18 protein-coding genes are annotated in these 22,068 nt (G+C 52.6%); 10 read left to right on the forward strand and 8 right to left on the reverse strand.

Annotated elements, in window-relative coordinates; translation table 11 throughout:
* The first annotated feature begins 144 nt into the window (after nucleotides 1-144).
* From BTJ39_RS19270 to argE, 5 genes are all read left to right on the forward strand, one after another.
* Nucleotides 145-285, forward strand: a complete 141-nt coding sequence (locus BTJ39_RS19270) for a hypothetical protein (RefSeq protein WP_241825948.1) — start codon at nucleotides 145-147, stop codon at nucleotides 283-285.
* A gap of 207 nt (nucleotides 286-492) precedes the next feature.
* Nucleotides 493-1,758, forward strand: coding sequence for a flavin-containing monooxygenase (locus tag BTJ39_RS19275; RefSeq protein ID WP_078004347.1), 1,266 nt, complete (start codon nucleotides 493-495; stop codon nucleotides 1,756-1,758).
* 50 nt (nucleotides 1,759-1,808) lie between these two features.
* Entirely contained in the window at nucleotides 1,809-2,231 is a 423-nt protein-coding gene (locus BTJ39_RS19280; protein WP_078004348.1) for a RidA family protein, read from the forward strand.
* Nucleotides 2,232-2,240: 9 nt separating this feature from the next.
* On the forward strand, nucleotides 2,241-2,915 hold the full coding sequence (locus tag BTJ39_RS19285; RefSeq protein WP_078004349.1) for a DUF1028 domain-containing protein: 675 nt from the start codon (nucleotides 2,241-2,243) through the stop codon (nucleotides 2,913-2,915).
* Nucleotides 2,908-4,056 (forward strand): acetylornithine deacetylase, encoded by a 1,149-nt coding sequence (gene argE / locus BTJ39_RS19290; RefSeq protein WP_078004407.1) that lies wholly within the window; start codon nucleotides 2,908-2,910, stop codon nucleotides 4,054-4,056. The genes BTJ39_RS19285 and argE overlap by 8 nt, the downstream gene beginning before the upstream one ends.
* Nucleotides 4,057-4,319: 263 nt before the next feature.
* Here argE and BTJ39_RS19295 read toward each other — a convergent pair whose 3' ends face one another.
* Nucleotides 4,320-7,160: an autotransporter outer membrane beta-barrel domain-containing protein gene (locus BTJ39_RS19295; protein ID WP_078004350.1), complete on the reverse strand. Its 2,841-nt coding sequence runs from the start codon at nucleotides 7,158-7,160 to the stop codon at nucleotides 4,320-4,322.
* Nucleotides 7,161-8,251: 1,091 nt separating this feature from the next.
* On the opposite strand from BTJ39_RS19295, the gene BTJ39_RS19305 reads away from it, so the two are divergent.
* The 3 genes from BTJ39_RS19305 to BTJ39_RS19315 all read left to right on the forward strand — a co-directional run bounded on the left by BTJ39_RS19305 (nucleotide 8,252) and on the right by BTJ39_RS19315 (nucleotide 10,775).
* On the forward strand, nucleotides 8,252-9,514 hold the full coding sequence (locus BTJ39_RS19305) for a YbiU family protein (RefSeq protein WP_078004352.1): 1,263 nt from the start codon (nucleotides 8,252-8,254) through the stop codon (nucleotides 9,512-9,514).
* A 111-nt stretch (nucleotides 9,515-9,625) separates the two neighbouring features.
* Nucleotides 9,626-10,381, forward strand: coding sequence for a DeoR/GlpR family DNA-binding transcription regulator (locus BTJ39_RS19310; protein ID WP_078004353.1), 756 nt, complete (start codon nucleotides 9,626-9,628; stop codon nucleotides 10,379-10,381).
* Nucleotides 10,382-10,472: 91 nt separating this feature from the next.
* Complete coding sequence (locus BTJ39_RS19315; protein ID WP_078004354.1) at nucleotides 10,473-10,775, forward strand: YdgH/BhsA/McbA family protein; 303 nt, start codon at nucleotides 10,473-10,475, stop codon at nucleotides 10,773-10,775.
* A gap of 19 nt (nucleotides 10,776-10,794) precedes the next feature.
* Here BTJ39_RS19315 and BTJ39_RS19320 read toward each other — a convergent pair whose 3' ends face one another.
* From BTJ39_RS19320 to BTJ39_RS19335, 4 genes are all read right to left on the reverse strand, one after another.
* Entirely contained in the window at nucleotides 10,795-11,502 is a 708-nt protein-coding gene (locus BTJ39_RS19320) for an SDR family oxidoreductase (RefSeq protein ID WP_078004355.1), read from the reverse strand.
* A gap of 45 nt (nucleotides 11,503-11,547) precedes the next feature.
* On the reverse strand, nucleotides 11,548-12,123 hold the full coding sequence (locus BTJ39_RS19325; RefSeq protein ID WP_176110382.1) for a TetR/AcrR family transcriptional regulator: 576 nt from the start codon (nucleotides 12,121-12,123) through the stop codon (nucleotides 11,548-11,550).
* A gap of 85 nt (nucleotides 12,124-12,208) precedes the next feature.
* Nucleotides 12,209-13,375: an MFS transporter gene (locus BTJ39_RS19330; protein WP_241825949.1), complete on the reverse strand. Its 1,167-nt coding sequence runs from the start codon at nucleotides 13,373-13,375 to the stop codon at nucleotides 12,209-12,211.
* A gap of 99 nt (nucleotides 13,376-13,474) precedes the next feature.
* Nucleotides 13,475-14,473 (reverse strand): ROK family transcriptional regulator, encoded by a 999-nt coding sequence (locus BTJ39_RS19335; protein WP_078004357.1) that lies wholly within the window; start codon nucleotides 14,471-14,473, stop codon nucleotides 13,475-13,477.
* A 784-nt stretch (nucleotides 14,474-15,257) separates the two neighbouring features.
* Between BTJ39_RS19335 and BTJ39_RS19345 the strand changes: the two genes are divergently transcribed.
* A complete protein-coding gene (locus BTJ39_RS19345; RefSeq protein ID WP_078004359.1) occupies nucleotides 15,258-16,364 on the forward strand; it encodes a hypothetical protein in 1,107 nt (368 codons plus the stop codon).
* Between the two features lie 32 nt (nucleotides 16,365-16,396).
* A complete protein-coding gene (locus tag BTJ39_RS19350; protein WP_078004360.1) occupies nucleotides 16,397-16,774 on the forward strand; it encodes a hypothetical protein in 378 nt (125 codons plus the stop codon).
* 230 nt (nucleotides 16,775-17,004) lie between these two features.
* Here the strand turns inward: BTJ39_RS19350 and BTJ39_RS19355 are convergent, their stop codons facing one another.
* The 3 genes from BTJ39_RS19355 to BTJ39_RS19365 all read right to left on the reverse strand — a co-directional run bounded on the left by BTJ39_RS19355 (nucleotide 17,005) and on the right by BTJ39_RS19365 (nucleotide 21,852).
* Nucleotides 17,005-17,442 carry a hypothetical protein gene (locus BTJ39_RS19355; RefSeq protein WP_139356386.1) on the reverse strand — a complete coding sequence of 146 codons (438 nt, stop codon included), beginning with the start codon at nucleotides 17,440-17,442 and terminating at the stop codon, nucleotides 17,005-17,007.
* Nucleotides 17,443-17,590: 148 nt separating this feature from the next.
* Nucleotides 17,591-20,269, reverse strand: a complete 2,679-nt coding sequence (locus tag BTJ39_RS19360; protein WP_078004362.1) for an autotransporter outer membrane beta-barrel domain-containing protein — start codon at nucleotides 20,267-20,269, stop codon at nucleotides 17,591-17,593.
* Nucleotides 20,270-20,358: 89 nt separating this feature from the next.
* A complete protein-coding gene (locus tag BTJ39_RS19365) occupies nucleotides 20,359-21,852 on the reverse strand; it encodes a hypothetical protein (protein WP_078004363.1) in 1,494 nt (497 codons plus the stop codon).
* Nucleotides 21,853-22,068: the final 216 nt, after the last annotated feature.

The raw sequence follows: 22,068 nt of genomic DNA on the forward strand, positions 1-22,068 counted from the left end.
TCGAGGTAACAGGAGAAAGCTACAGAAAGAAAACGTCGAAAGCAGTAACCCAGCAGTCAGTTAAGAAGTAACTGAAAGGCGGCCAGAATAGTTGACGCGTACCGGCCTGAGTAGTTGACGTCTAATAGCCAGCAGGTAAAGTGCGTGGCGATCAAGGATGAGATGGCAAATTCTGCGCTGGTTATGGCCCATCTGCGCAGCAGCGAACCCACCAAGCCGAGCAAACTCTTTATGGCCTACTGCCGCACCGCCGAACTATTTCCGACGGCTGAGAGCGGAGACTGACGCGCCGGCACGGCAACACGCCATCCGCGCGCCAGACGTTGGATGGCCGTCGCTATGCAGCCGCAGGGGAGACGCGTCGGTCATCCTCAGGATTTTATGCTTAGATGCTCGTTTTATAATATTTTACCTGCTGTTAACCATTTAATAACCTGCGTTCTACGACGTGCTTGCTGGTCCGTCGCCGAATATCATTCGAAGGATGCAGACATGACAACAGAAATAACCGAAATCGATACCCTGGTGGTCGGGGCCGGACAGGCGGGTATCGCGATGAGCGAGCACCTGACGAAGCAAGGTATTGCGCATCTTGTTCTGGAAAAAAGCCGCATTGCCGAAGCATGGCGCACCGGGCGCTGGGATTCACTGGTCGCCAACGGCCCGGCATGGCACGACCGCTTTCCCGGACTGGCGTTTCCCGGTCGGGATCCTGACAGCTTCGTGCCGAAAGATGAAATCGCCCACTATTTTGAAGCCTACGCAGAAAAATTCGCCGCGCCGGTGCGCACCGGCGTTGAAGTTAAAAGCGTGGTGCGCAATGTCGGTCGTCCGGGGTTTACCGTAGAAACCACCATTGGCGTGTTCAATGCTCAGCAGGTGGTTGCGGCAACCGGCCCCTTCCAGAAGCCGGTGATCCCGCCGATTGCGCCGCAGAATGAGCGCATCCATCAGATCCATTCAGCGCAGTATTTTAACCCACAGCAGCTGCCGCAGGGCGCGGTGCTGGTGGTCGGCGCCGGCTCTTCCGGCGTGCAGATTGCCGACGAATTGCAGCGCGCCGGACGCCAGGTTTATCTGTCTGTCGGACCGCACGACAGGCCGCCGCGCGCTTACCGTAATCGCGATTTTTGCTGGTGGCTGGGGGTGCTGGGGCTGTGGGATGCGCCTGCCAGCGCGCCGGGCAAAGAGCATGTCACCATCGCCGTCAGCGGCGCGCGCGGCGGGCATACCGTGGATTTTCGCGCCCTCGCCCGTCAGGGCATTACGCTGGTTGGCCTGACAAAAGACTTTAGCGCCGGCCAGGTGACCTTTCAGCCAGACCTGAGGGACAATATCCGCCGGGGTGATGAAAACTATCTGTCGCTGCTTGATGCTGCCGACCAGTACATCAAGGCAAACGGCCTGAACCTGCCGGAGGAGCCAGAGGCGCGCAGCTTCCTGCCGGACCCGGAATGCATGATCGATCCGCTGTTGTCACTGGATCTTAACGAGGCTGGCATCACCGCCATTATCTGGGCCACTGGCTACGCGGTAGATTACAGCTGGCTTAACGTCAACGCTTTTGACGAGCGCGGCCGGCCGCAGCATCAGCGCGGTGTATCCAGCGAACCAGGCATCTACTTTTTAGGCCTGCCGTGGTTATCCCGCCGTGGCTCGACCTTTATCTGGGGGGTATGGCATGACGCGAAACACATCGCCGACCACATTGCGACCCAGCGTAAATACAGCCAGTACAAAGATGCCAGCGAGCGCTAACTTACGCCCGCCGCAGATAATCAGTAAACGTGAATAACAGGACTAAACCGATGCCAACCCATACCCGCATTCGCATGTTTAACACTAAAGTCACTTACCCCAATCAGACACTGGATAACGATTTATGCCAGGCAGTACGGGCTGGCAATACCGTTTACGTCCGCGGGCAGGTGGGAACCGATTTTGACGGTAATCTGGTTGGGCTGGGCGACCCGCAGGCCCAGGCCGAACAGGCGATGAAGAACGTCAAGCAGCTGCTGGAAGAGGCGGGCAGCGATTTATCGCATATTGTGAAAACCACCACTTACATTATCGACCCGCGCTACCGCGAGCCGGTATACCGCGAAGTTGGCAAATGGCTTAAAGGGGTGTTTCCCATCTCCACCGGACTGGTCGTCTCAGCGCTGGCGCAGCCACAGTGGCTGATGGAAATTGATGTCATTGCGGTTATCCCTGACGAACTGAATAAATAAGGAGGCGGAATGACTTTTTCCGTGACAGCCCGCTGCGCTGAAACCGGCCAGCTCGGCATAGCGCTAAGCTCATCAAGCATCGCCGTCGGTTCACGCTGTCCCTGGCTGCTGGCCGGCGTCGGCGCCGTGTCCAGCCAGAATATCACCCTGCCCGCTCTCGGTCAGATTACCCTTGCGCATCTGGAGGGTGGCTCGTTGCCGGAGGCCGCGCTGTGCAAGGCGTTGGCCGAGGATAATTTTAGTCAGTATCGCCAGGTGACGGTGATCGATGCCAGCGGCAGAACCGCGTCGTTCAGCGGTGAAAAAACGCTGGGCACCCACCACGTAGCCGAAGGACGGGACTGCATCGCCGCCGGCAATATGCTGGCCAGTCGCGAAGTGGTAAGCGCCATGGTGGCAACGTTTGAGCGAAGTGAAGGCGAGCTGGCAGCCAGACTGGTCGCGGCGCTGCAAGCCGGGTTACAGGCGGGCGGCGAGGCGGGGCCGGTTCACTCAGCGGCGGTCAAGGTGGTCGATGATTATTCCTGGCCGGTGGTGGATCTGCGCATCGACTGGAGCGAAACCGATCCCATCGGCGAACTGGAAACCCTGTGGCAGGCCTGGGAGCCGCAAATGCAGGCCTATCTGGTGCGCGCGCTGGACCCGCGTGAGGCGCCGGGCTATGGCGTACCCGGCGATGAGTGAGCGCGTCGAATCGATTCTGGCAACGCTGCTGGCGTTTGATACCACCAGCCGAGAATCCAATCTGGCGCTGATTGACTACCTTGATAGCTATCTGCAGGATCTCGGTATCAGCACCCGGCGGTTTTACGATGCGGAGGGTAAAAAAGCCAACCTGTATGCTCACTCAGGCCCGGCGCGCAGCGGCGGCGTGATGCTTTCCGGCCATACCGACGTGGTGCCGGTAGACGGGCAACAGTGGACGGTTGCCCCTTTCCAGCTAACCCATAAAAACGGACGCTATTACGGTCGGGGCAGCGCGGATATGAAAGGTTTTATTGCCTGCGTGCTGGCATCGATGCCTGAATTTCTGGCGCGCCCGCTAAACCAGCCGCTGCATCTTGCGTTTTCTTATGATGAAGAGGTGGGTTGCCTGGGCGTTCGCAGCCTGGTCGACCACCTGAAGACCTCCGCGTTTAAGCCTTCACTGTGCATCATCGGGGAGCCGACGGAGATGCGCCCGGTATACGGCCACAAGGGCAAACTGGCGATGCGCTGCGATATCCACGGCCATGCTTGTCATTCAGCCTATGCGCCGCAGGGAGTGAACGCGATTGAGTACGCCGCCAGGGTTATCAGCAAGCTCGGCGCGCTGGGCGAGCGGCTGGCTGAAACCCAGGATCCCCGCTTTGACCCGCCGTACAGTACTCTGCAGGTCGGGGTGATCAACGGCGGTACGGCGCTGAATATCGTGCCTGAGCACTGCCAGTTTGATTTTGAAATTCGCCATCTGCCGGATGTCGAACTGGATACAACCCTGGCTGAGCTGACGCAATATGTTGACCACGAGCTGCTAAGCGCAATGCGCACGAAAGCGGCGCACAGCGATATCCGTTTCCGCCAGCTCAGTCAGTATCCGGGTTTATTAACCGATCCACAGTCGGAGTTTGCCGGCTGGCTGGCGCAGTGGTCAGAGAACGATGCATTTTCAACCGTGGCGTTTGGTACCGAAGGCGGTCTGTTTGATCAGGCTGGCGTCGCGACGCTTATTTGCGGACCGGGCAGCATGGAGCAGGGGCACAAGGCCGATGAATACGTCAGCGCTGAACAAATTCAGCGCTGTATGGCAATGCTTAACAAGCTGGCACAGTGGATGGCAGGGTGAGGTAAGTAGCGGCATTCACCTCCAGTAGGTATTCCGTTCGCCTGCCATACTTTGCCCTCAGAAATTATCGTGATGCATTATACGATAACGCCTTTTGGGAGAGGCTCTTAGCCTGTTAGCTCTGTTATTAGCCTCTGGGGAGCACTACGCCTTTTTATTTGCAGATGATGTGGGTTTAAGATCGCAGCAGGTTGCTGTTGCTCCTGGTAAAAAACCGGGCGCTGGTTTACCCTCGCCCGATTTACTTTTTCTACCGAACTGCGTTAGAAGCTGAAGCGATAGCCTCCATTGATCTGCCGCTGGTTGAAGCGCTTACCCGTAATACTGTCAGCTTCAAGGTAAAGCGTATGCGTATTGTTCAGGCTGGCACTTACCCCCAAACCATTGCTCCATGCGTTGCCTTTAAAGCTATGTGCTTCACGAGCGTTGTTAAGTGTATAAGCGGTATTACCCTTAAACTCTCTTATCAATCCGGTCTTCAGGTACGCATTGATTTTACTGCTGTCCATTTCAGCTTCATAGCCAAACAGCACACTGCTACGGCCAATCATTGACTCATAGCGGCTCAGATTAATGTTAAGGCCGTTGCTGGCTTTAAACCTGGCAGCATTCTGATGGGCATAACTAAGCTGCGCCTGAGGTTCAATGTACAGGCGGTTGCTGAGGGCAAACTTCTGTCCCATTTCCAGAGAGAAGCCGACTCCGGAAGTTTTACCCTGGCCTGAGACTCGATTCTCCTGGCTGTCGTGAACACTGAAGCTATTTTTCAGCCAGGAGACTTTAGCCACGCCATCCACATAGAAACCGCTTCTACCCATCCAGGTCGTATAAAGGCCCATATGATGCGACTGAACGGTACCATTGCCGCTGCGATAACCGGGCGACCCTTGGGTTAAGCCTAAAAAAGTCCCGACATAGAATGGAATTTCCGGGGTGATGCGCTTATCAAAACCGAATTGGGTGCCGCTGTAATCGAGATTAAAACCACTGAGTTTTCCACTAGCAAATGAGTCGAATCGACCACTAAACCCTCTTATCCAGGCATTACCCTGCTCGCTGCTTTGACGTAAATCGCCCATACGCTGCATTAACGTCTGGGTTTCGGCGAAATTGAGCAGATAGCCAACATTGAGGAAGTTGCCCCCCGCATCTGCCACCGGCGTTATTGGCGGTGTGGGTGTTGGGTCCGGCGCGCTTCCTGCGGAGTAAAGCTCCCAGTTGTTACCATTCTGCCGCACATCATAGAGATAACCTCCCAGCTCGACCTGAGAGGTCGCGGTAAACCGTGTGCCACGTGCTTTACCGTCTGCAGTTTCAACCACTGTCAGGACTTCATGTCCGGTTGTATTGAGGTCGCCGCGATTGAGCACCGTTAATAAATGGTTTCCTGAACTGGCTCCTGTCACCACCAGTTTGTCACCGGCGTTATTAACGCCGTTACCTTCACCGACGATATCGGTACGTAAAACAAAAGTACCCGCCCCACTGAGTGTACCCACCTGTAGAGTATAATAATCATCAGTCAGCGCGGCGCTCGAAAAATCAACGGTACTGTTGTTAAGCGCCAGATTGTCCAGGTTAGAAGCGCTCACTACATTCCACCGGCTGTTATTCATCGAGAGATTTAGTGCGCCGCCATTAACATTGTCGCTAAAGGCGTTTCCTGTCCACACCGAGCCTGAGGCCATATCGATATTGATAAGCCCCCCTTTTGACTCAATACCACCGTTTATCACCATCTTTCCGCTGGCATTAATGCGGCTTACCGCAGATCCCTCTCTGTGTTCGGTCGCGATAGCGGTCTGCCTGACGTCGGCCATGACTATCGCAAGCGTGCCGGTCAGGTCGACCTGACTTCCCGTCTCGGCATAAATACCTCGAGTGCCCTGCGCGCCATTGACCGTAATATTCTCACCGGCAATCATGGCTGAACTCTGTGCCCATAGCGCGGTCGATAATTTCCCCTGGCTGTCGACGGTAATATCGGTGTTTTTGAGGTTGATGTTGGCGCCTTTCCCTCTGGCCAAAGCCCCCCATGCTCCCCCGGAAAAGAGGCTATTGCGATTATCCTGCGTGCCGAAATAGTTAAGGGTGACGTTAGTCAAAGGATTACCGGCACCCGACGACCCCGTATTGGCAACCAGGGCACCTGCCAATTCTGAGCCGACGTGACTCCCGGCACCGATACGGGCGGTTCCTTCCAGAATTTCAATCCCGTGGGAACCTTTACCCCGGGTGAATACAGTCAATGCATCGGCGCTGACATCGCCAGAGCTCCAGATGCCAAATGCATATTCACCGTCCGTTGTTATCTGGCTGCCCTGGCCCAAATCGACGATGGAGTTTTCCTGGATATTCATGCCATAAGCACTGTTTCCCTGAGTATCAATGGTTAACCGATCGGACGTAAAAACTGCCGGACCGTAGGCGCTGTTACCGTTGAGTCCCGCCACATAAACGCCATAGCTGATGCGCCCGTTCGTTTTAATCGTACTGCCGCTGCCCAAATTAGCCTGACTGCCGTAGTCATCTATCTTCAGGCCTATACCATTTTCACCCTGTGTCTCTATCGAGAGGCGATCGGCACGTAATGTGGACCCTGTACGGAGTTGAATGCCGGCCGCTCGTCCTAAATACGACTCACCGGTTCCTGTCACCTTAATCTGGCTGCCGCTCCCCAAGTCAGCCTGTACCTTATCTCCAGATAACAACAGGCCAACAGCCCCTTCACCCTCAGCGTTAACTGCGAGACGATTAGCCGTTAATTTGCTTTCATCACTGAGAATAAGTACGCCTCGTACGTTACCTGTCGGGGCAGCGGCGGTCACCGTGACGTCATTACCCAGATCCACTGTTCCGGTATTAAAATAAGGATTCAGCACGCCATACAAAATACCATTGGCGTCGGTAGCATCAGCGATGATGTGATCGCCATTGTTAACCTTGATGGCATTTCCTTGTTGACTGCCCAGGTCAGCAGCCAGAACAGGCTGTAGAAAACAGACTGCGCTGAGCCCCAGAATACCGGCTTGCTTAAATACACGCTTTATTGGATTAAAAAGAAAATATCCCTGAGATCCCTGATTATAAAAATTAATATCCATAATTCCCTTTAATACTGCGGTCTGCTGTTCAGAAAACCGTAATTTCTATTTATGCCACGCCAGACAAAATACCATTGGCGTCGGTAGTATCAGCGATGATGTGATCGCCATTGTTAACCTTGATGGCATTCCCTTGTTGACTGCCAGGTTAGCAGCCAGAACAGGCTGCGCTGAGCCCTAAAATACCTCCTTGCTGAAATACACGCTTTATTGGATTAAAAAGAAAATATCCCTGAGTTCCCTGATTATAAAAATTAATACCCATAATTCCCTTTAATATTCCTGTCTACTGCCCAGAAAACCGTATTTTTTATTTATGCCACGCCGATAAAAATGCTATTTGCGTCGTAGTATCAGCGATGATGTGATCGGCCATTGTTAACCTTGATGACATTCCCTTGTTGACTGCCAGGTTAGCAGCCAGAACAGGCTACGCTGAGCCTCAGAATACCTGCTTGCTAAAATACACGCTTTATTGGATTAAAAAAATCTCTCTGAGATCCCTGATTATAAAAATTAATATCCATAATTCCCTTTAATACTCCTGTCTGCTGCCCAGAAAACCGTAATTTCTATTTATGCCACACCGATCAAAATGCCATTAGCGTCGGTAGTATCAGCGATCACCCGGCGCAGAAAAGCCAGGCAACGCAGGTTTGCAGCAACGTGGAAACGGCCTAGCTGGCTGGCTGGCTGGCTGGCTGGCTGGCTGGCTGGCTGGCTGGCTGGCGAAGGCTATGTTGCCAGTACTCTGTCCGGCACAGACCGGGTTTTATCTTTTTACTCACAGCGATGAAGACGTTTACAAGGGAGGAGAAGGCCCGGCTGATTTCAGCAGACTCGCGGCCAGGGATGGCCGCGCGTCAGGCCACACGGATGTGCTCGTGCCGGTGCGAAAAGCAGCCGGGCCTTCTGTGAACCGGGGGTGAGGCTGACAGCAATGAAGCATGCTCAGCCCGGCTATCAGACCACCGGTTTTGTGATCTTCGCCAGCGATAGCAGGCAACATTATTGCTACATTCATCGAGCAAACACTTTCGAATGAAAGTTAATCAATTTCATTTGAAGAAAAAACACTAATGGAGCTCGCTATGAATACCTTCACCTCGACGGTTTTACCGGCAGACTACAAGAAAAATATCGTAAATATGAAGCGCGAGCTGCGCGCGCAGATTGGCGATGTAGCGGGCTTATTCCGCCAGGTATGCGCCAAAATCGACGACGAAATTGCAGCAGCGCGCAAAGAAGAAGCCGCCAGTGGTAGCGCATGGCCGATTGTTGACTGGCAAACGCTGGCTGAATCAGAACTAAGCGCACAGCAGATTACGCACATAAAACGGCGCGGCTGCCTGGTGGTGCGCCAGACGTTTCAGCACGATGACGCCTTGGCGATGGACAAATCGATGCTTAACTATCTGGACAACAACAATTTCGATGAAGTGTATCGCGGCCCCGGCGATAATTTTTTCGGCTCGCTGGAAGCCTCCAGGCCAGAAATCTATCCCATCTACTGGTCTCAGGCACAAATGGCGGCAAGGCAAAGCCGGCAGATAAACGTAGTGCAATCGTTTCTTAACCGCCTGTGGAAGTATAAAGATGGCGACAATCGCTGGTTCGATCCGGACGTCAACATCATTTACCCCGACAGAATCCGCCGCCGCTTGCCTGGCACCACATCGAAAGGGCTTGGTGCCCATACCGATTCAGGCGCGCTTGAACGCTGGCTGCTGCCAGCCTGGCAACAGGTCTTTCATAACATTTTCACTAACCGCTTTGATGAGTACGATCCCTGGGACGCCGCCCACAGGCCGGAAATACATGAATATGACGTCGCCAACACCACAAAATGCTCGGCGTTCCGTACCTTCCAGGGATGGACAGCGCTGTCGGATATGTATGCCGGTCAGGGCATGTTACAGGTAGTGCCAGTGCCGGAAGCTATGGCTTATATTCTGCTACGTCCGCTGCTGGATGACGTGCCAGAAGACGAGTTGTGCGGTGTCGCACCGGGGCGGGTACTGCCAGTATCAGAAAAATGGCATCCACATCTGATCAACGGCCTGTGCTCCATTCCACCGCTGCAGGCCGGGGATTCCGTCTGGTGGCACTGTGACGTAATCCACTCGGTTGCCCCGGTAGAAAACCAGCAGGGCTGGAGCAACGTGATGTACATTCCCGCCGCACCGGCCTGCCAAAAAAATCTGGCCTATGCCGAAAAGGTTCGTCAGGCTTTCAACAAAGGTGAATCACCCACCGACTTCCCACCGGAACATTACGAGCAGAACTGGTCGGATCGCTTTCAGCCGGACGACCTGAATGAAAACGGCCGCCGGGCTCTGGGAATCGAACCATGATCCTTGCGTTTTAAAAGATGAACACCTCGCCCGTGCATCCTGGCAAGGCAATATGCGCTAACGTTGAAAGTTGCTAGAATCGGGCGACAGGTACAAATAACGAGACGTTTAATGAATGCAAGGCAACTACAAATAGTCGAGCTGGTCAATCAACGCGGTACCATCAGCGTCGCCGAGTTGTCACAGCTGGCCGGCGTTTCCGAAGTGACCGTGCGTCAGGATTTAAACGTTCTGGAAAAAGGCAGTTATCTGAAGCGGATACACGGTGCAGCCATCGCCACCGCAGGCGATGACGTTGGCGTGCGCATGAAAACCCGCTTTCCGCTAAAACAGCGCCTCGCCGCCTATGCAGCGTCGTTAGTTAGCAACGGCGAGTCGGTATTTATCGAAGGCGGTAGCGCCAACGCCCTGCTTGCCAGAAGCCTTGCGCAAAATGGCGATATCACCATCGTTACCGTCAGCCATTATATCGCCGGCCTGCTGAAAGAGGCCGCCTGTGAAGTCATTGTTCTCGGCGGTCTTTATCAAAAAAGCAGCGAGTCAGTGGTCGGCCCGCTCACCCGCAGCGGTATCGGGCAGGTGCATTTCCAGAAAGCCTTTATCGGCATTGATGGCTGGCATGCGGATACCGGTTTTACCGGAAGAAACATGCTGCGCTGTGATGTCGTTAACGCGGTGCTCGCCAAAGGCGTTGAAACCTGGGCACTGACCGATTCCAGCAAATTTGGCCAGATACATCCCTACGCTATTGCCAGCGGCGGCAGCCATCTACAGCGCGTTATTACCGATGATGGTATCGGCGAGGAATATCAGACCCAACTTGCGCAACGCAATATCACGCTTCGCCTCATTAACGAGGCTGACTAATCCCGGGTCTGAGGCCCGGGTCAGGAATGGACAGCGAGCGCACCGTTCGCCGTCAGGGACGCTATGCATTCAGTAAAGGAGAACACCTGCCATGAAACTAAACCTGAAACGCCGCTATATTACCTCTCTGGCGTTGGCGTTGCTGTCAGCCGGATGCCAGCAGCTGCATCCACCAGCAGCGCCGCCCCCTTATGTTGGTACGCCGGTTGAAGTGCTCCCCTGGCAAACAAAAGGGCTGCGCTTCGTCACGACGGTCACCTTTAACGGCATGTTTGCCGAGCAGCAAATTTGCGATTACGCCGCCAGTCATCACTACCGTTACTATGTTATTACCCTGAGAAAACCGGCAATGAATCATGGCGTCGATAAAACCAGCGCCATGATCTACCGTTAGTCAAAAGGTCGGAACACGGTTAACGGCTAATCGCCTGCAGGTAAACTTCAGGGTGGGCGGAAAAGCCATCGTGTACCCGCCGGGTTATCTCATCGGCCAGCACTTCGCTGGCACCTTGCTCCAGCCCCTGAAAAGTCGCGTTAACCACATCCAGCGGTGCCGCTTTGGGCACCTCCAGCTGACGCGTCAGATCGGTATCAATAAAGCCAACGTGCAAGGCAAGTACCTGGGTTTTCTGCTCAAGCAGCGCCTGACGCAGGCCGTTAGTCAGCGACCATGCCGCCGCTTTGCTGATACCGTAAGTTGCCAGAATAGGGCTGTTGATCCAGCTGGCGACCGACAGCACATTGATGATCGCCCCGCCGCCGTTGGCGCCAAGCACCGGTGCAAATGCCCGGCTAACGCGCAGTGGACCAAACAGATTAACCTCCATTTCCGCCGTGAGCGCGGCTTCAGCCTCCATTGAGAGCAGCGGGCGCGAGTCGGCGATGCCGGCGTTATTAATCAGCAAGGTCGCGTCATGACACTGCGCAGCAGCGGCGGCAATGTCCTCAGGCCGGGTGACATCCAGCCGTACCGGGATCACGCCAGGAATAGCAATCCGCTGCGGATCGCGGGCGGCGGCATAGACCTTCTTTGCGCCCAGCTCCAACGCACGCAGCGCGAACTGACGGCCAAGCCCCCGGTTTGCGCCGGTCACAAATACCACGGCATCTTTGAGTTTCATCGCTTCACCTTTATATGATAACCATCATATTTAATTGTAAAAAAATTAGCCGTGAACGTAAGCAGCAATCAGCTCACTGGCCGTTTGCTGCAGATATTCATCGGCATCGTTTCTGTCATTTAACGCTCTCGCCAGTAACAGCGCGCCGGTCAGAGTGCTATGTAGCTGAAACGCCTGCTTTTCGCTCAACCGGTACTGGCTTAACGCGCGTAAATGACGCTGAAAATTTTTAACGCTACCAGCGGCAATACCCATCGCTTCAGGCGGAAAATGTATGAAGGTGGCGCACTGTGCGGCAATGATACAACCCTCGCCGCTGTCCATCGCGGCAAGGTGTCGCAGCGAGAGATAGCCGGTAATAAATGCCTCGAGCGGTGCCATGCCCGATCGCGTCAGCGTGGTTACCTGCCGATCCTGCCGCTCGCCTGCCTTTTCCAGCGCATGGCTCAGCGCTTCTGCTATCAGCCTGTCCCGGTCGGGGAAATGGGCGTAAAAGCCGCCGTGAGTAAGTCCACAGGCTTTCATGACTTTAGCGACTGAAACCCGGTCCAGCCCATCGCGGCTCAGCTGGCTGGCCGCGACGTCCAGAATGCGCTGATGGGTAATCGCTTTTTTGGACAAAGGTTGTTTTACAGACATAGGTCGAGTTTAAATATGATAACCATAATATTTAAACTTAACTTTTTTACCCACAGTGTCAAGCTTTTTAATTCGTCGGGTAGCGCAGCTTTAAGGCGGCAACGGCAATCATCGCAAAACCCGCCGACAGCAGCGTGAAGGCAGTATACAGATTGGTGTAGTGCGCCACCCAGCCCAGCAGGGCCGGCCCACCGAGCACGCCGAAATAGCCAAGCGTGGTCACTACGGCAACCGACATGTTAACCGGCATACCTTTTTCCTGTCCGGCCAGAGTAACCAGTATCGGTACGATATTGGCGGCACCGATGCCGATAAGCGCAAAACCACCCAGCGACAGCAGCCAGTCGGGTGCCAGCACGACTAACAGATAGCCGGCCATCGCCAGCAGCCCGCCGCCGACCAGGACCGTTTTGCGTCCCAGACGCTTCACGACAGCATCACCGGTCAGGCGCAGCACGGACATCGCAATCGAGAATACCGCGAAACTCCAGCCGGCATTGCGTACGTCAAGGCCACGTTCGGTGGTCATAAAGATGCCGCTCCAGTCGATAACCGCGCCTTCGGCCATAAAGGAAAGCATGGTCATCAGCGCCAGCAAAATCAGGGTGAACCCCGGACGAAAGCGGCCGGCAGACTTTTCCGCCGCGCTGCTTTCATGGTTGCCAAACCTTAGCAGCCCAGGCGACACCAGCAGCAGCACCAGCGCGGTAATAATAATTGCCAGCACGGTGCTGGTAAGCGTTGAGAGGCCGAAGCGGAACAAAAGCGCGCCGCCGGCTGAACCGGCAATACCACCAATGCTCCACAGGCAGTGAAATCCTGACATCAGGGGCTTACCCGACATCTGTTCGACGATCGCCCCCTGTACGTTCATCGCCACGTCCGTCAGCCCGATGCCCATGCCGAAAACAAACAGCGCGAGGCCGAGCAGCCACAGCTCGTCCGCCGTTGCCAGCACCGGCAGCAGCAGACAGTAGAGCAACGTGGCAGCAAGAATGACCGCCCGGCAGCCAAAGCGTCCGATAAGCGGCCCGGAGCCGGACATAGAAACCAGCGAGCCGGCGCCGAGACACAGCAGCAGCGCACCAAGCTGATTAGCCTCTGCCCCCGTCCGCTGCTGGGCAAAGGGCACCAGCGCCGCCCACAGGCCGATCGCCGTACCGGTAATAAAAAACACGGCGCGCGTCGCCAGCGCGCCGGATATCGTTCTTTCGCCAGAGATTACTTTACTCACCGGACCCTCTCTCAAAACAGGTGAATCACTTTTTAAAACACTTTTAATAAGTAGAAATTATCATCCCTGGCGGGCAAGGTTCAAGAGAAGCAACAAAAATTAATCATCTTGCAAACGCTGCATGCTGAAACTGTGTTGCGTCAGCTCGGCAATACCGCACAGATAATCTTTATGCATGCTGGCACGATGGACCAGCGTTGGCAGATGGCGCTGCGCAATGCGCTGCGCGCACAGCACCCGGGCAGCTTCTATCGCCTCTTGCGTCAGTGCGCCGCCGGTCAGCGCCACCGTGGCAGGATTAATAATCGCTATCAGCGCGGTGAGAATGTCAGCCAGGTTTTCAGCTACCGGGATTTGCGGATAAACCGGATTAGGCAGTTTATCCACCTCGCCGGCAAAATAGCTGGCGCCCTGCAACAGCTGACCATTGACGACCAGGCCGCAGCCGGTGCATACATCGCCGGGAAAATTAATAAACGCCACCGGATCGGAGCCTGGCGGGCAATGGCGGCGGTACAATCCCCAGGCCGCAAAGTTCATATCATTGTCTGCGCGAACATAGCAGCCCGTTTGCTGGCGCAGCCTCTGCTCAATTTCAACGCCGATAAAAGAGGAAATATCACAGGTCAGCACCGCGCCGTCAGCGACTACCCCCGGCAAACCGACGCCGATGGCGCGGATATTCGGCCAGCGCTCAAGGGCTGACGCAACGCTGGCGTAAAACGTTTCCGGTCGCAGCGGCAGGAAGTCCGTTTTGTCTTCGACCAGCAGCTCGCCGGTCGCCGAGAACAAAGCGCGCACGATGCTGGCGCCGGCATCGCTGCCTTCGGCATAAATGCACAGCAGGGAGTAGCAGTCGGGATTACAGGCGTAGCGCAGTGCCGGGCGACCGCCGCGGGAGGCTTCCAGCGTCAGGGTCATGACGTCCTGACGGGCGCAAAGCGCGTTCAGGACGCTGCCGCAGGTGGCGATGCTCAGACCGGTATGCGCCGCCAGCTCCGCCTTGGTCGCAGAGCCCAATCTGCGCAGCGTTTCGATAATTTCCAGCACGTTGTGGCGCTTCATGTCACGCGTGGTGCGCGTCAGCGGTATCTGCATGAATATGTCACGTCGACGATAAAAAGTAGCTTAGTTTACCATAGCATGCGACTTAAATGATCTGATGCCAAAGGCGCTCGCAGGGATGAAATAACGCCGCTAAAGGCACAAACGCGGAAGTCTAATCAATCTTGTTTTTCTGACGGGTACCTTTTGCTTGCAGACCGCAAGATTATTCGCATTTCCTGAACACACTTAACATAATTAATGCTTTATTAAATGATTAGCTTGTTTATAATTAATTAAGCATACAAAAATGATATTTTATTGATGGATAATTAAGTTAACAAGGTCAACAAACGAAGTTAATTTCATTATGTTATGAGGAATAATGTATAAACCACTTTTTATCATACTTACTTAATGCATTGAGAATAATTTCATAGCAGAACCTGTAATAATCTTGCTACAGACTGGTTTCAAGATACTTGCTAATAGCGCCTGAAACTGCCGGATTAACGCCGCGGGCCAACAATATATTAAGAGGATTCCATGATAAAAGCTAAGAATCTCTATCTGGCCACAGATGATAGTCATATCATTAGCAAAAAAATTCATGCTATCTCTGATTTATCTCTTTGATTTTTAGAAAAATCAGCATTAAACACTCCATTGCACTATCCCCCAGTTTTATAAAATAGATATTTTTCGCGATTGCTCTTTTCATGCCACAGAAAAATCATAGAGAAACAGATCCTTTTCATAAACGCTTAAGAATCGGAACCAACCAATCTGACATCGTTATTTTATAAGCTATCTTAATACGTTAAATAAGGATAAGAAAATGACAAAAATCCAAACCTACGATATAGATTCTGCCAAGCGTCGTTTGCTGACGCCGCAAAACCTATTAGAACTGGGAATAACCGAGGACGTAATCAATAAGATTTTGGCCTCAAAGCCAGATGCGCTCAAGGCAATTGTCGCTCAAGATCCTTCAAAATCCCGCTGGCCAGATGGCCTATCGATTAACGAAAAAATATTTGGCAAGTATTCAGGACCTACCGCAGCAAATTTAGGCTGGATGGCCTACCTGGAGATTGGCGCCGCGTTAGTCGAGGAACGCACCGAGATTATCCAACCGCAAGCAGACGTCTTGTCTACGCGAGCTTATGAGAACCGAGCGGCGCTGGGTGAGCATCAATTTTCGGACACAATAACATTTACCATCGAAAATACAATTAGCTGGTCTTTGGAAGGCACTTCTCAATTAACGTTTGAGGGCCATATTAGCGGGGAATTACAATCGCAGCTGGAAAAGCGTCTGGAACAAAGTTTCGCGGAAAGTGAAAAACAATCAAAATCTGGTACGGATATCAACCATAATCATAAAGATCAAATGGGCTCCGAGAAACGGGAGCAAACCTCAAACAGCAAAACTGACCAGGAAACAAGTAAAGAGACATATAGCGGGAGAGGAACCGCTTCCGGAACGGGTGAATTATCTGCGCAGTTAATGCTTAATATCACAGGGTCCGTTAGCGGAACGCTAACAACCTCGTGGGGCTCAAGTTCTACGGTCTCAGGTACCCTACCTCCAGGTAATCGGGTAGAAACAATGGCGACACAGCGTCGACAAGTTAAGCAATATACTTATGAACTTCCGATCACATTTGGAGGGTACGTTGCTCTGCATTACGATAAGCCGGTTATTTTAGTGCCGCAAAGCACTGAACCGGATAATCCGCAGCCGGTTTCATCCTCTCCTGCCACGGTGGTCTCCCGAGGAATAGACTCTCTTGGTCTGATTGAAAAAGGAAAGACTTTCCGTCCCCAAGGGATAGCCGAGACGGTATCAACGCTCAATGTGGAACACATTATTTTTGATAGCAAGCCTATTACGGTAGATCAAACTCAAACCCTGGGTACAGTCCGACCACACAAATTCTGACCACAACGCGGTAATGATAAGGAAGCAATATTATGCTATTTGACAGTATATTCAACCTATCCCGAAGCTCTGCCGACGCAGTAAAATCGACAACGAGTACCCTGGCTGATTACATCCCCAAAAAGCCTGATGATGATATATGTACCGGGCCTCACGATCCGTGGAAAAATGAGTCGAAAGCCAAAATGCAGGATCCAAAAATAGTTCGCGAGACATCGCCGCAAGCACAGGATGTCTTTGAACTAGTAGATTTTCTGGCTGGAGATATGAAAAATTTTACTGATAAATCTGAAAAAGAAATAAAAAATCCGGCGTCTATCGTGGATGCAGCCAAATCTATCATGGCATCCGCTCAAAAAAGCAATCATGAATCTACAGACAACATGCCTTCCCCGTCCCCAAAAAAATAGTTTCACCCTGAAGCACTAACACAACAAGAGCACAGAAAGGGAGTAGGCAAATTGTCATTTCAACGCTATTCCCACCATTATTAACGAATAGTAACGCCAAGCATGAGCTATCCATCTTAATAAATAAAAAATTGGTGGCATAGAGAAAAGGCTCGCCGACAGCGGCGAGCCTTCATATTAAATGATAATTATTTTACGACATGATAAAGCAGAGACGGCCGCCATTATTTTTAATAGTCGAATTTTACCTTCGCCTTTTCGACATCGCCTTTAAATGAATGACATACGGCAAAATAGGTTTGTACCGCCGATAGCTCTGCGCCGGATGTCGGCTGGCCGCGCTTAATATCCAGGTCTATGCCGTCATAAGCGGGTTTCGTTTTTGAACATGTCAGGAGGGATTCAGCTCCGTCATGCCACACGGTAGGCTTAACGTTTTCCTCTGCCGCTGAAAAATAAAAGTTTTTCACTTTTACAGAAACAGTATCTTTATCCACAGATGAAACATCAATTGATTTAATCTTTGTCCAGGTACACATTCCCATTCTACATTCCGGGCCGATGTCCAGAGACTCCCCCTGATTAATCGGGGTGAAACCATTATTATCATTACACCCAGTCATGACGATTGAACACGCAGCAAGAAACAGAAAAGTATAAGACTTCATTTTTAAACCCGGTTAAGAATTGATTTACATAGCACGGTTACAAACATGCGAAAGGGAAAATGCTCCCATCCTTTGAAGCAAATTTGCAGGCGTTACAGATTTTATGAGGACATACTGGGTACTGACGTACCCAGTATATTTATGGTGCTTAGCGGAAACTGTACTTAATGCCCAGCATCGCGGTGGTATTGCTATAACCTTTATCACCCATTTGCTGACCAACGTTACCCCAAAGCTGCACGGATTTGCTGATCTGCCCTTCAACGCCCGCTTTAAGTTCGCCGATATCTTTCGCGCCGTTCTGCGAGATATTCACGCCATCCATATTGACTGCGAACTGTTTGGTGTTGTGGATCCAGTTCAGCTCGACAAACGGCTGGAAGCTGCGCTCCTTACCATTGTCGATTTTATTGTGCCCTTTGATAAAGAAACGCGTACCGACGCGAGTCTGCAGATTACCCTCATCGGCGCCCTGTGTACGGGTACCGTTATACTCCTGAAGATCATCCCGTCTTACATCCATCCATACGCCCTGAATATTAGGCTCGATGTAGTAATAAGTTGGGTTCTCTCCGCCACCAGAATGGCCCAGGTTAAAGGTATAGCCGGTTTCCATTGAGGCGGTAAAGCCGCTGGATTTATAACTTTCGCTGGAAAGCTGATCGCCATTGACATGGTTATTAAACCAGCCGTACTGCAGCCAGGTATCAACATAAGGCCCGGTCTGATCGATGTCGTTCGCCAGCCAGGTTGCGTAGGCGCCGACGCTGTAGCCGGTTACCGATCCCTTCGCTTTATAACCTGTGGTTTTCGCGATGGTATTGTTGTGGCTTTCGCCGTATCCGCCCATCACGCCCAGGTGCCAGCTATCACGACCGTCGGTGCTGCCGCTCGCCAGTTCGCCACCCAACTGCGCCACGTAGGTATTGCTCTGGGTTTTCAACTGATTACCCGGCCCTGAATTGAACGTGTTATGGCTTCCCACCTGACGCAGCCACAGGGTAGTCATCTCTGTCTGTCCGGTAACGGGGTTGGTATAGCGGCTTTCACCCATGCGATCGCGCAGGCGAGTAATAAACATGGTGTTAGCCGCCGCCTGGTTGGCAATATAGCTACCCGCTTCCGGGCGGTACAGCGGCGTATGGCTTATCACGAGGTCATAGGGAGACCTTTGCAGCTCGCTGGCCAGATACCACTGTTTGTTATCCGCGCTGTGCTGCAGATTGTAGTCATAAGCACCGGCGACAATACGTCCTTGCTGCTGGAAATTGCCGTTCCCGCTACCGTTAACCTGAATTAACGGAATGCCGTTCTGCGTCTGAGCGCCTTTCCCCCCCAGGTTGTTGACAGCCACCTTGCTGGTACCTGCGCTGTTACCCTGGATAATCAGCTTATCCGTCGGGCTGTCATCGCCCGCCAGCACGCTGTTAAACACCAGGGTGCCATCCTGGCCGGTATAATTGTTAACCGTTAAGCTACCGCGCGTGGCGTTATTACCCTCTGAAAGCACCACGGTACCGGCGTTGTTCAGATCGCCAGCCACCACCGATGAGCCGGTTGAGTTCCAGCTGGTGCCGGAAGCCAGAGAAACCGAACTGACATTTTGCGCGCGGCCACTCCAGACAGCACCGTTATTTAGCGCCAGCTGCGTATTGCCGCCGTTGTTAATCACGTCGCCACGGATATTGCTGCCATCAATATTAACGCTGGTGGTACTGCCGCTATCGGTCACTAATGCAGTGCCATTACTGCTGCTAACCTGACTGTTTAATAGCTTAATGGCCGCTTTGCCGTTTGCAGCGACATGCATTACTTCGGCGGTGCTACTTATCTGGCTGTTGGTTAGCGACAGGATATTTCCCAGCGAAGTAGCTTCGTCGGAGGTTGCAGCATAAATACCGTATTTTCCACCGGAGATATTGGAATTAATGAGGTTAACCTCAGTATTTCCCCTTGCGAGCACCGCAGCGCTGTTACTGCCCTGCGCGCTAATTTGCGCCCCATTAATCGTTGCAACCGGATGGCTACCCGGCGTGTGATTAACATTGGTAGATACCTGCAAGGCTGCATTGGTTACGTCATCAACCAGCGGGTCGTTTTGCCCTTCTCCGGTAGAGACGATTTGACCACCGTTAACATTGGCTCGCGAACCATCATTAACATACAGACCTATATATTCCGACTGAATGCGTGCGTTTGTCGTGTCCAGTTGAGACTGTCTAACCGTTACAACGCCAACGCGGGAACCTTCAATCGTTGCACCGTTAACCACCAGATGAGAAGTCTGATCAATCGTAACGCCGCTTAGCCGGCCAACCGTGCTAAATCCCTTGCCGGAGATAAGCGCATTTTGCGTGACCGTCGCAGTGCTGTTATCGTGAAGCGACAGCGCGCTGGCGCCATTTCCCCCGCCGGCAGAAGAAATAGTGGCATTATCAATAACCGCATTGCTCGAGCCTTCCAGCAGAAGATACTGCATACTGGCACGATGTGTCGGATCGGTTCCGACAGATAAACGCGAGCTATCCTGCATATCGAAAATAGCGCCAACGGTGCCATTAACAATCGCCTGCCCCTGGCCGGTAAGCCCGACAGATGTATCAGTATCCGGCGCCATGCCAAGCTTACCGCCATTGTCTATCCGTAGAATCCCGGAACCCAGATAGGTGTCTTGAGAATGATCGACACTCCCGTCAATCACCTGATCGCCGCTAAGAACTGCGCTAACTGCGGGCAGGCTGTAAAAGCCGGCGCTGCCAATAGCAACAGAGACCATCATAGCCAACAGATTCGGCCGGGTCAGTTTCTCTTCAGGTATTACGTTCATTCTTTAGTGTCCTTCTTTTACTGAGGCGCTTAGTAAAGGTTGTTTGTCGCTTGCCAGCAATCTGACAAGTACGAAAAACAACCTCCCTGTCATGGGTGATAGAGTTTGAATGGCGCATTACCGTTAGAGTTTTTATCAAAATTCACTTCCACTACCGGCGGCAGATCCTCACTGGCAACGCCGGTAAGGGTGCTATATTTTTTCTGCCATCTGATGGCCGGATCCGGGGAATTTCCACGCTGATAAAAGAAAGCTTCAATTGGCAGTTTGGCGACCTCAGCCGGCGTTTGATTCGGATAAGAGCGAATCATCAGTTCATTCCAGTTCAGGTAGTAATGCAGCGTACTGGCTTTTATAGCAGCAAGAAATTCATTGGCGTTTTTGGTACTGAATGAACAGCGATAGTGACCATCAATGTTGTCCCGCTGCGTATCACGCCAGGCGGCAAAAAGCGCATCAGCAGATGCCGTAGTAACATCGTTAACGCGTTGAGTCATACGGATGGAATAGCGGCAGGAACTGGGATCGCTGCCAGGCTGCATCTCCGGTTTATAATATCTAGCAATATCGCCCGGATTACGATTAGGATTAGGCTGGCACAGTGCCGCAGCCTTGTTAAATACAGGAATTTGGTCACCAATTCCCAAATTGGTATCAACATCGCTGGGATAAAGACAGGCAATATCTACGTTCTGCCGATCAATGTTTTGTTGTTCGACCGTTTTAAATATCATTCCCCACGGACCGGCCCAGCTAACGTGGAAATCATTTCCTACCGCATCGGAGCGATAATAGAAGAATGAAATGCCGGCATTGTTGCGCCGGGGAGGATAATCCCAGGGAAAAAATTGATCGTTATTCGCAGCGTGCATAATGATGCCGCTGCAATAAAGCGCAGGTTTATTACCCTGGCAGGCAGCAACCTGAGAGCGAAAACGCTCGTTCAGGCTATTTACGATATCCTCAGGCGTGTTTAATTTAACCGGTGGGTTATCGTTTACCTGATAGACAAAGGTCTTTTTATCATGGTCGAATGCCAGGATCGGCACGGTGAGATGGAAATGCCGGAACAAACCGACGCGCGCTTTCTGCACCTGACCCAGCTTTGTGCTATCACCAGCCGGATAAACTAACGCCATATTGCTGGCCTGGGGAAAAGCGCTGTCATCAATCGGACGCAGGAAGAGATAAAATAACTCGCCGGTTTTTTTATTAACGTCCATTGCCAGTTTAAAAGAAGCGCCGTGGTAAGCGCTAAAACTACAGGCGCTGTTGCGATGCTGCTTCCACTGGCTCAGCCATGAATCCACGGTTTGTGTACTGACACAGGAACTTGGGTCAGTGTCATCCCGGTGGCTATCCTGCCCTGTTGGCCTGCAGCCATATGCTGAGCGTTCACTCAGGTCAACCTGCCCGGGTGATGCACACGCCGGCGTTACCGGCGAGGGCGTCCCCTCTTTCTCCAGGGCAACAACTAATGCACCGCCGTCGCCGAGACTAAGAAATTCCAGTGGATCCCGAAGGTCCTGACGAAAATAAAATGCCCGCACGCCCTGCTGGCTGTAAAGGCTGCTGTTGCCCATGGCGACCAATCCTGAACACCATGGCGCTGCAGCTGCACCGCTGCATTCGGTCACCGTGTTCTGATATTGGCTTTGAAAAACTTTCGCTATCGCCTCACCGTTTAATGCAGCACTCGCATTTATGGCAGAAAACAACCCGGTAAATAATGCGGTAAGGCAAAAAAAAACCGATAGATAACGCTTCATGATAGATTCTCCACTGCCTGTTACTGATCT

The sequence above is a fragment of the Izhakiella australiensis genome, assembly GCF_002006995.1.
GTDB classification, from domain to species: Bacteria; Pseudomonadota; Gammaproteobacteria; order Enterobacterales; family Enterobacteriaceae; genus Izhakiella; species Izhakiella australiensis.

What these genes read in the sequence shown, in the direction of transcription:
- BTJ39_RS19305 (WP_078004352.1), top strand. Translation starts at nt 8,252, where the DNA reads ATGAATACCTTCACCTCGACGGTTTTACCGGCAGACTACAAGAAAAAT.
- BTJ39_RS19345 (WP_078004359.1), top strand. Translation starts at nt 15,258, where the DNA reads ATGACAAAAATCCAAACCTACGATATAGATTCTGCCAAGCGTCGTTTG.
- BTJ39_RS19320 (WP_078004355.1), bottom strand. Translation starts at nt 11,502, where the DNA reads ATGAAACTCAAAGATGCCGTGGTATTTGTGACCGGCGCAAACCGGGGG.
- BTJ39_RS19280 (WP_078004348.1), top strand. Translation starts at nt 1,809, where the DNA reads ATGCCAACCCATACCCGCATTCGCATGTTTAACACTAAAGTCACTTAC.
- BTJ39_RS19315 (WP_078004354.1), top strand. Translation starts at nt 10,473, where the DNA reads ATGAAACTAAACCTGAAACGCCGCTATATTACCTCTCTGGCGTTGGCG.
- BTJ39_RS19360 (WP_078004362.1), bottom strand. Translation starts at nt 20,269, where the DNA reads ATGAACGTAATACCTGAAGAGAAACTGACCCGGCCGAATCTGTTGGCT.
- BTJ39_RS19275 (WP_078004347.1), top strand. Translation starts at nt 493, where the DNA reads ATGACAACAGAAATAACCGAAATCGATACCCTGGTGGTCGGGGCCGGA.
- BTJ39_RS19310 (WP_078004353.1), top strand. Translation starts at nt 9,626, where the DNA reads ATGAATGCAAGGCAACTACAAATAGTCGAGCTGGTCAATCAACGCGGT.
- BTJ39_RS19355 (WP_139356386.1), bottom strand. Translation starts at nt 17,442, where the DNA reads ATGAAGTCTTATACTTTTCTGTTTCTTGCTGCGTGTTCAATCGTCATG.
- BTJ39_RS19335 (WP_078004357.1), bottom strand. Translation starts at nt 14,473, where the DNA reads ATGCAGATACCGCTGACGCGCACCACGCGTGACATGAAGCGCCACAAC.
- BTJ39_RS19285 (WP_078004349.1), top strand. Translation starts at nt 2,241, where the DNA reads ATGACTTTTTCCGTGACAGCCCGCTGCGCTGAAACCGGCCAGCTCGGC.
- argE (WP_078004407.1), top strand. Translation starts at nt 2,908, where the DNA reads ATGAGTGAGCGCGTCGAATCGATTCTGGCAACGCTGCTGGCGTTTGAT.
- BTJ39_RS19365 (WP_078004363.1), bottom strand. Translation starts at nt 21,852, where the DNA reads ATGGGCAACAGCAGCCTTTACAGCCAGCAGGGCGTGCGGGCATTTTAT.
- BTJ39_RS19295 (WP_078004350.1), bottom strand. Translation starts at nt 7,160, where the DNA reads ATGGATATTAATTTTTATAATCAGGGATCTCAGGGATATTTTCTTTTT.
- BTJ39_RS19350 (WP_078004360.1), top strand. Translation starts at nt 16,397, where the DNA reads ATGCTATTTGACAGTATATTCAACCTATCCCGAAGCTCTGCCGACGCA.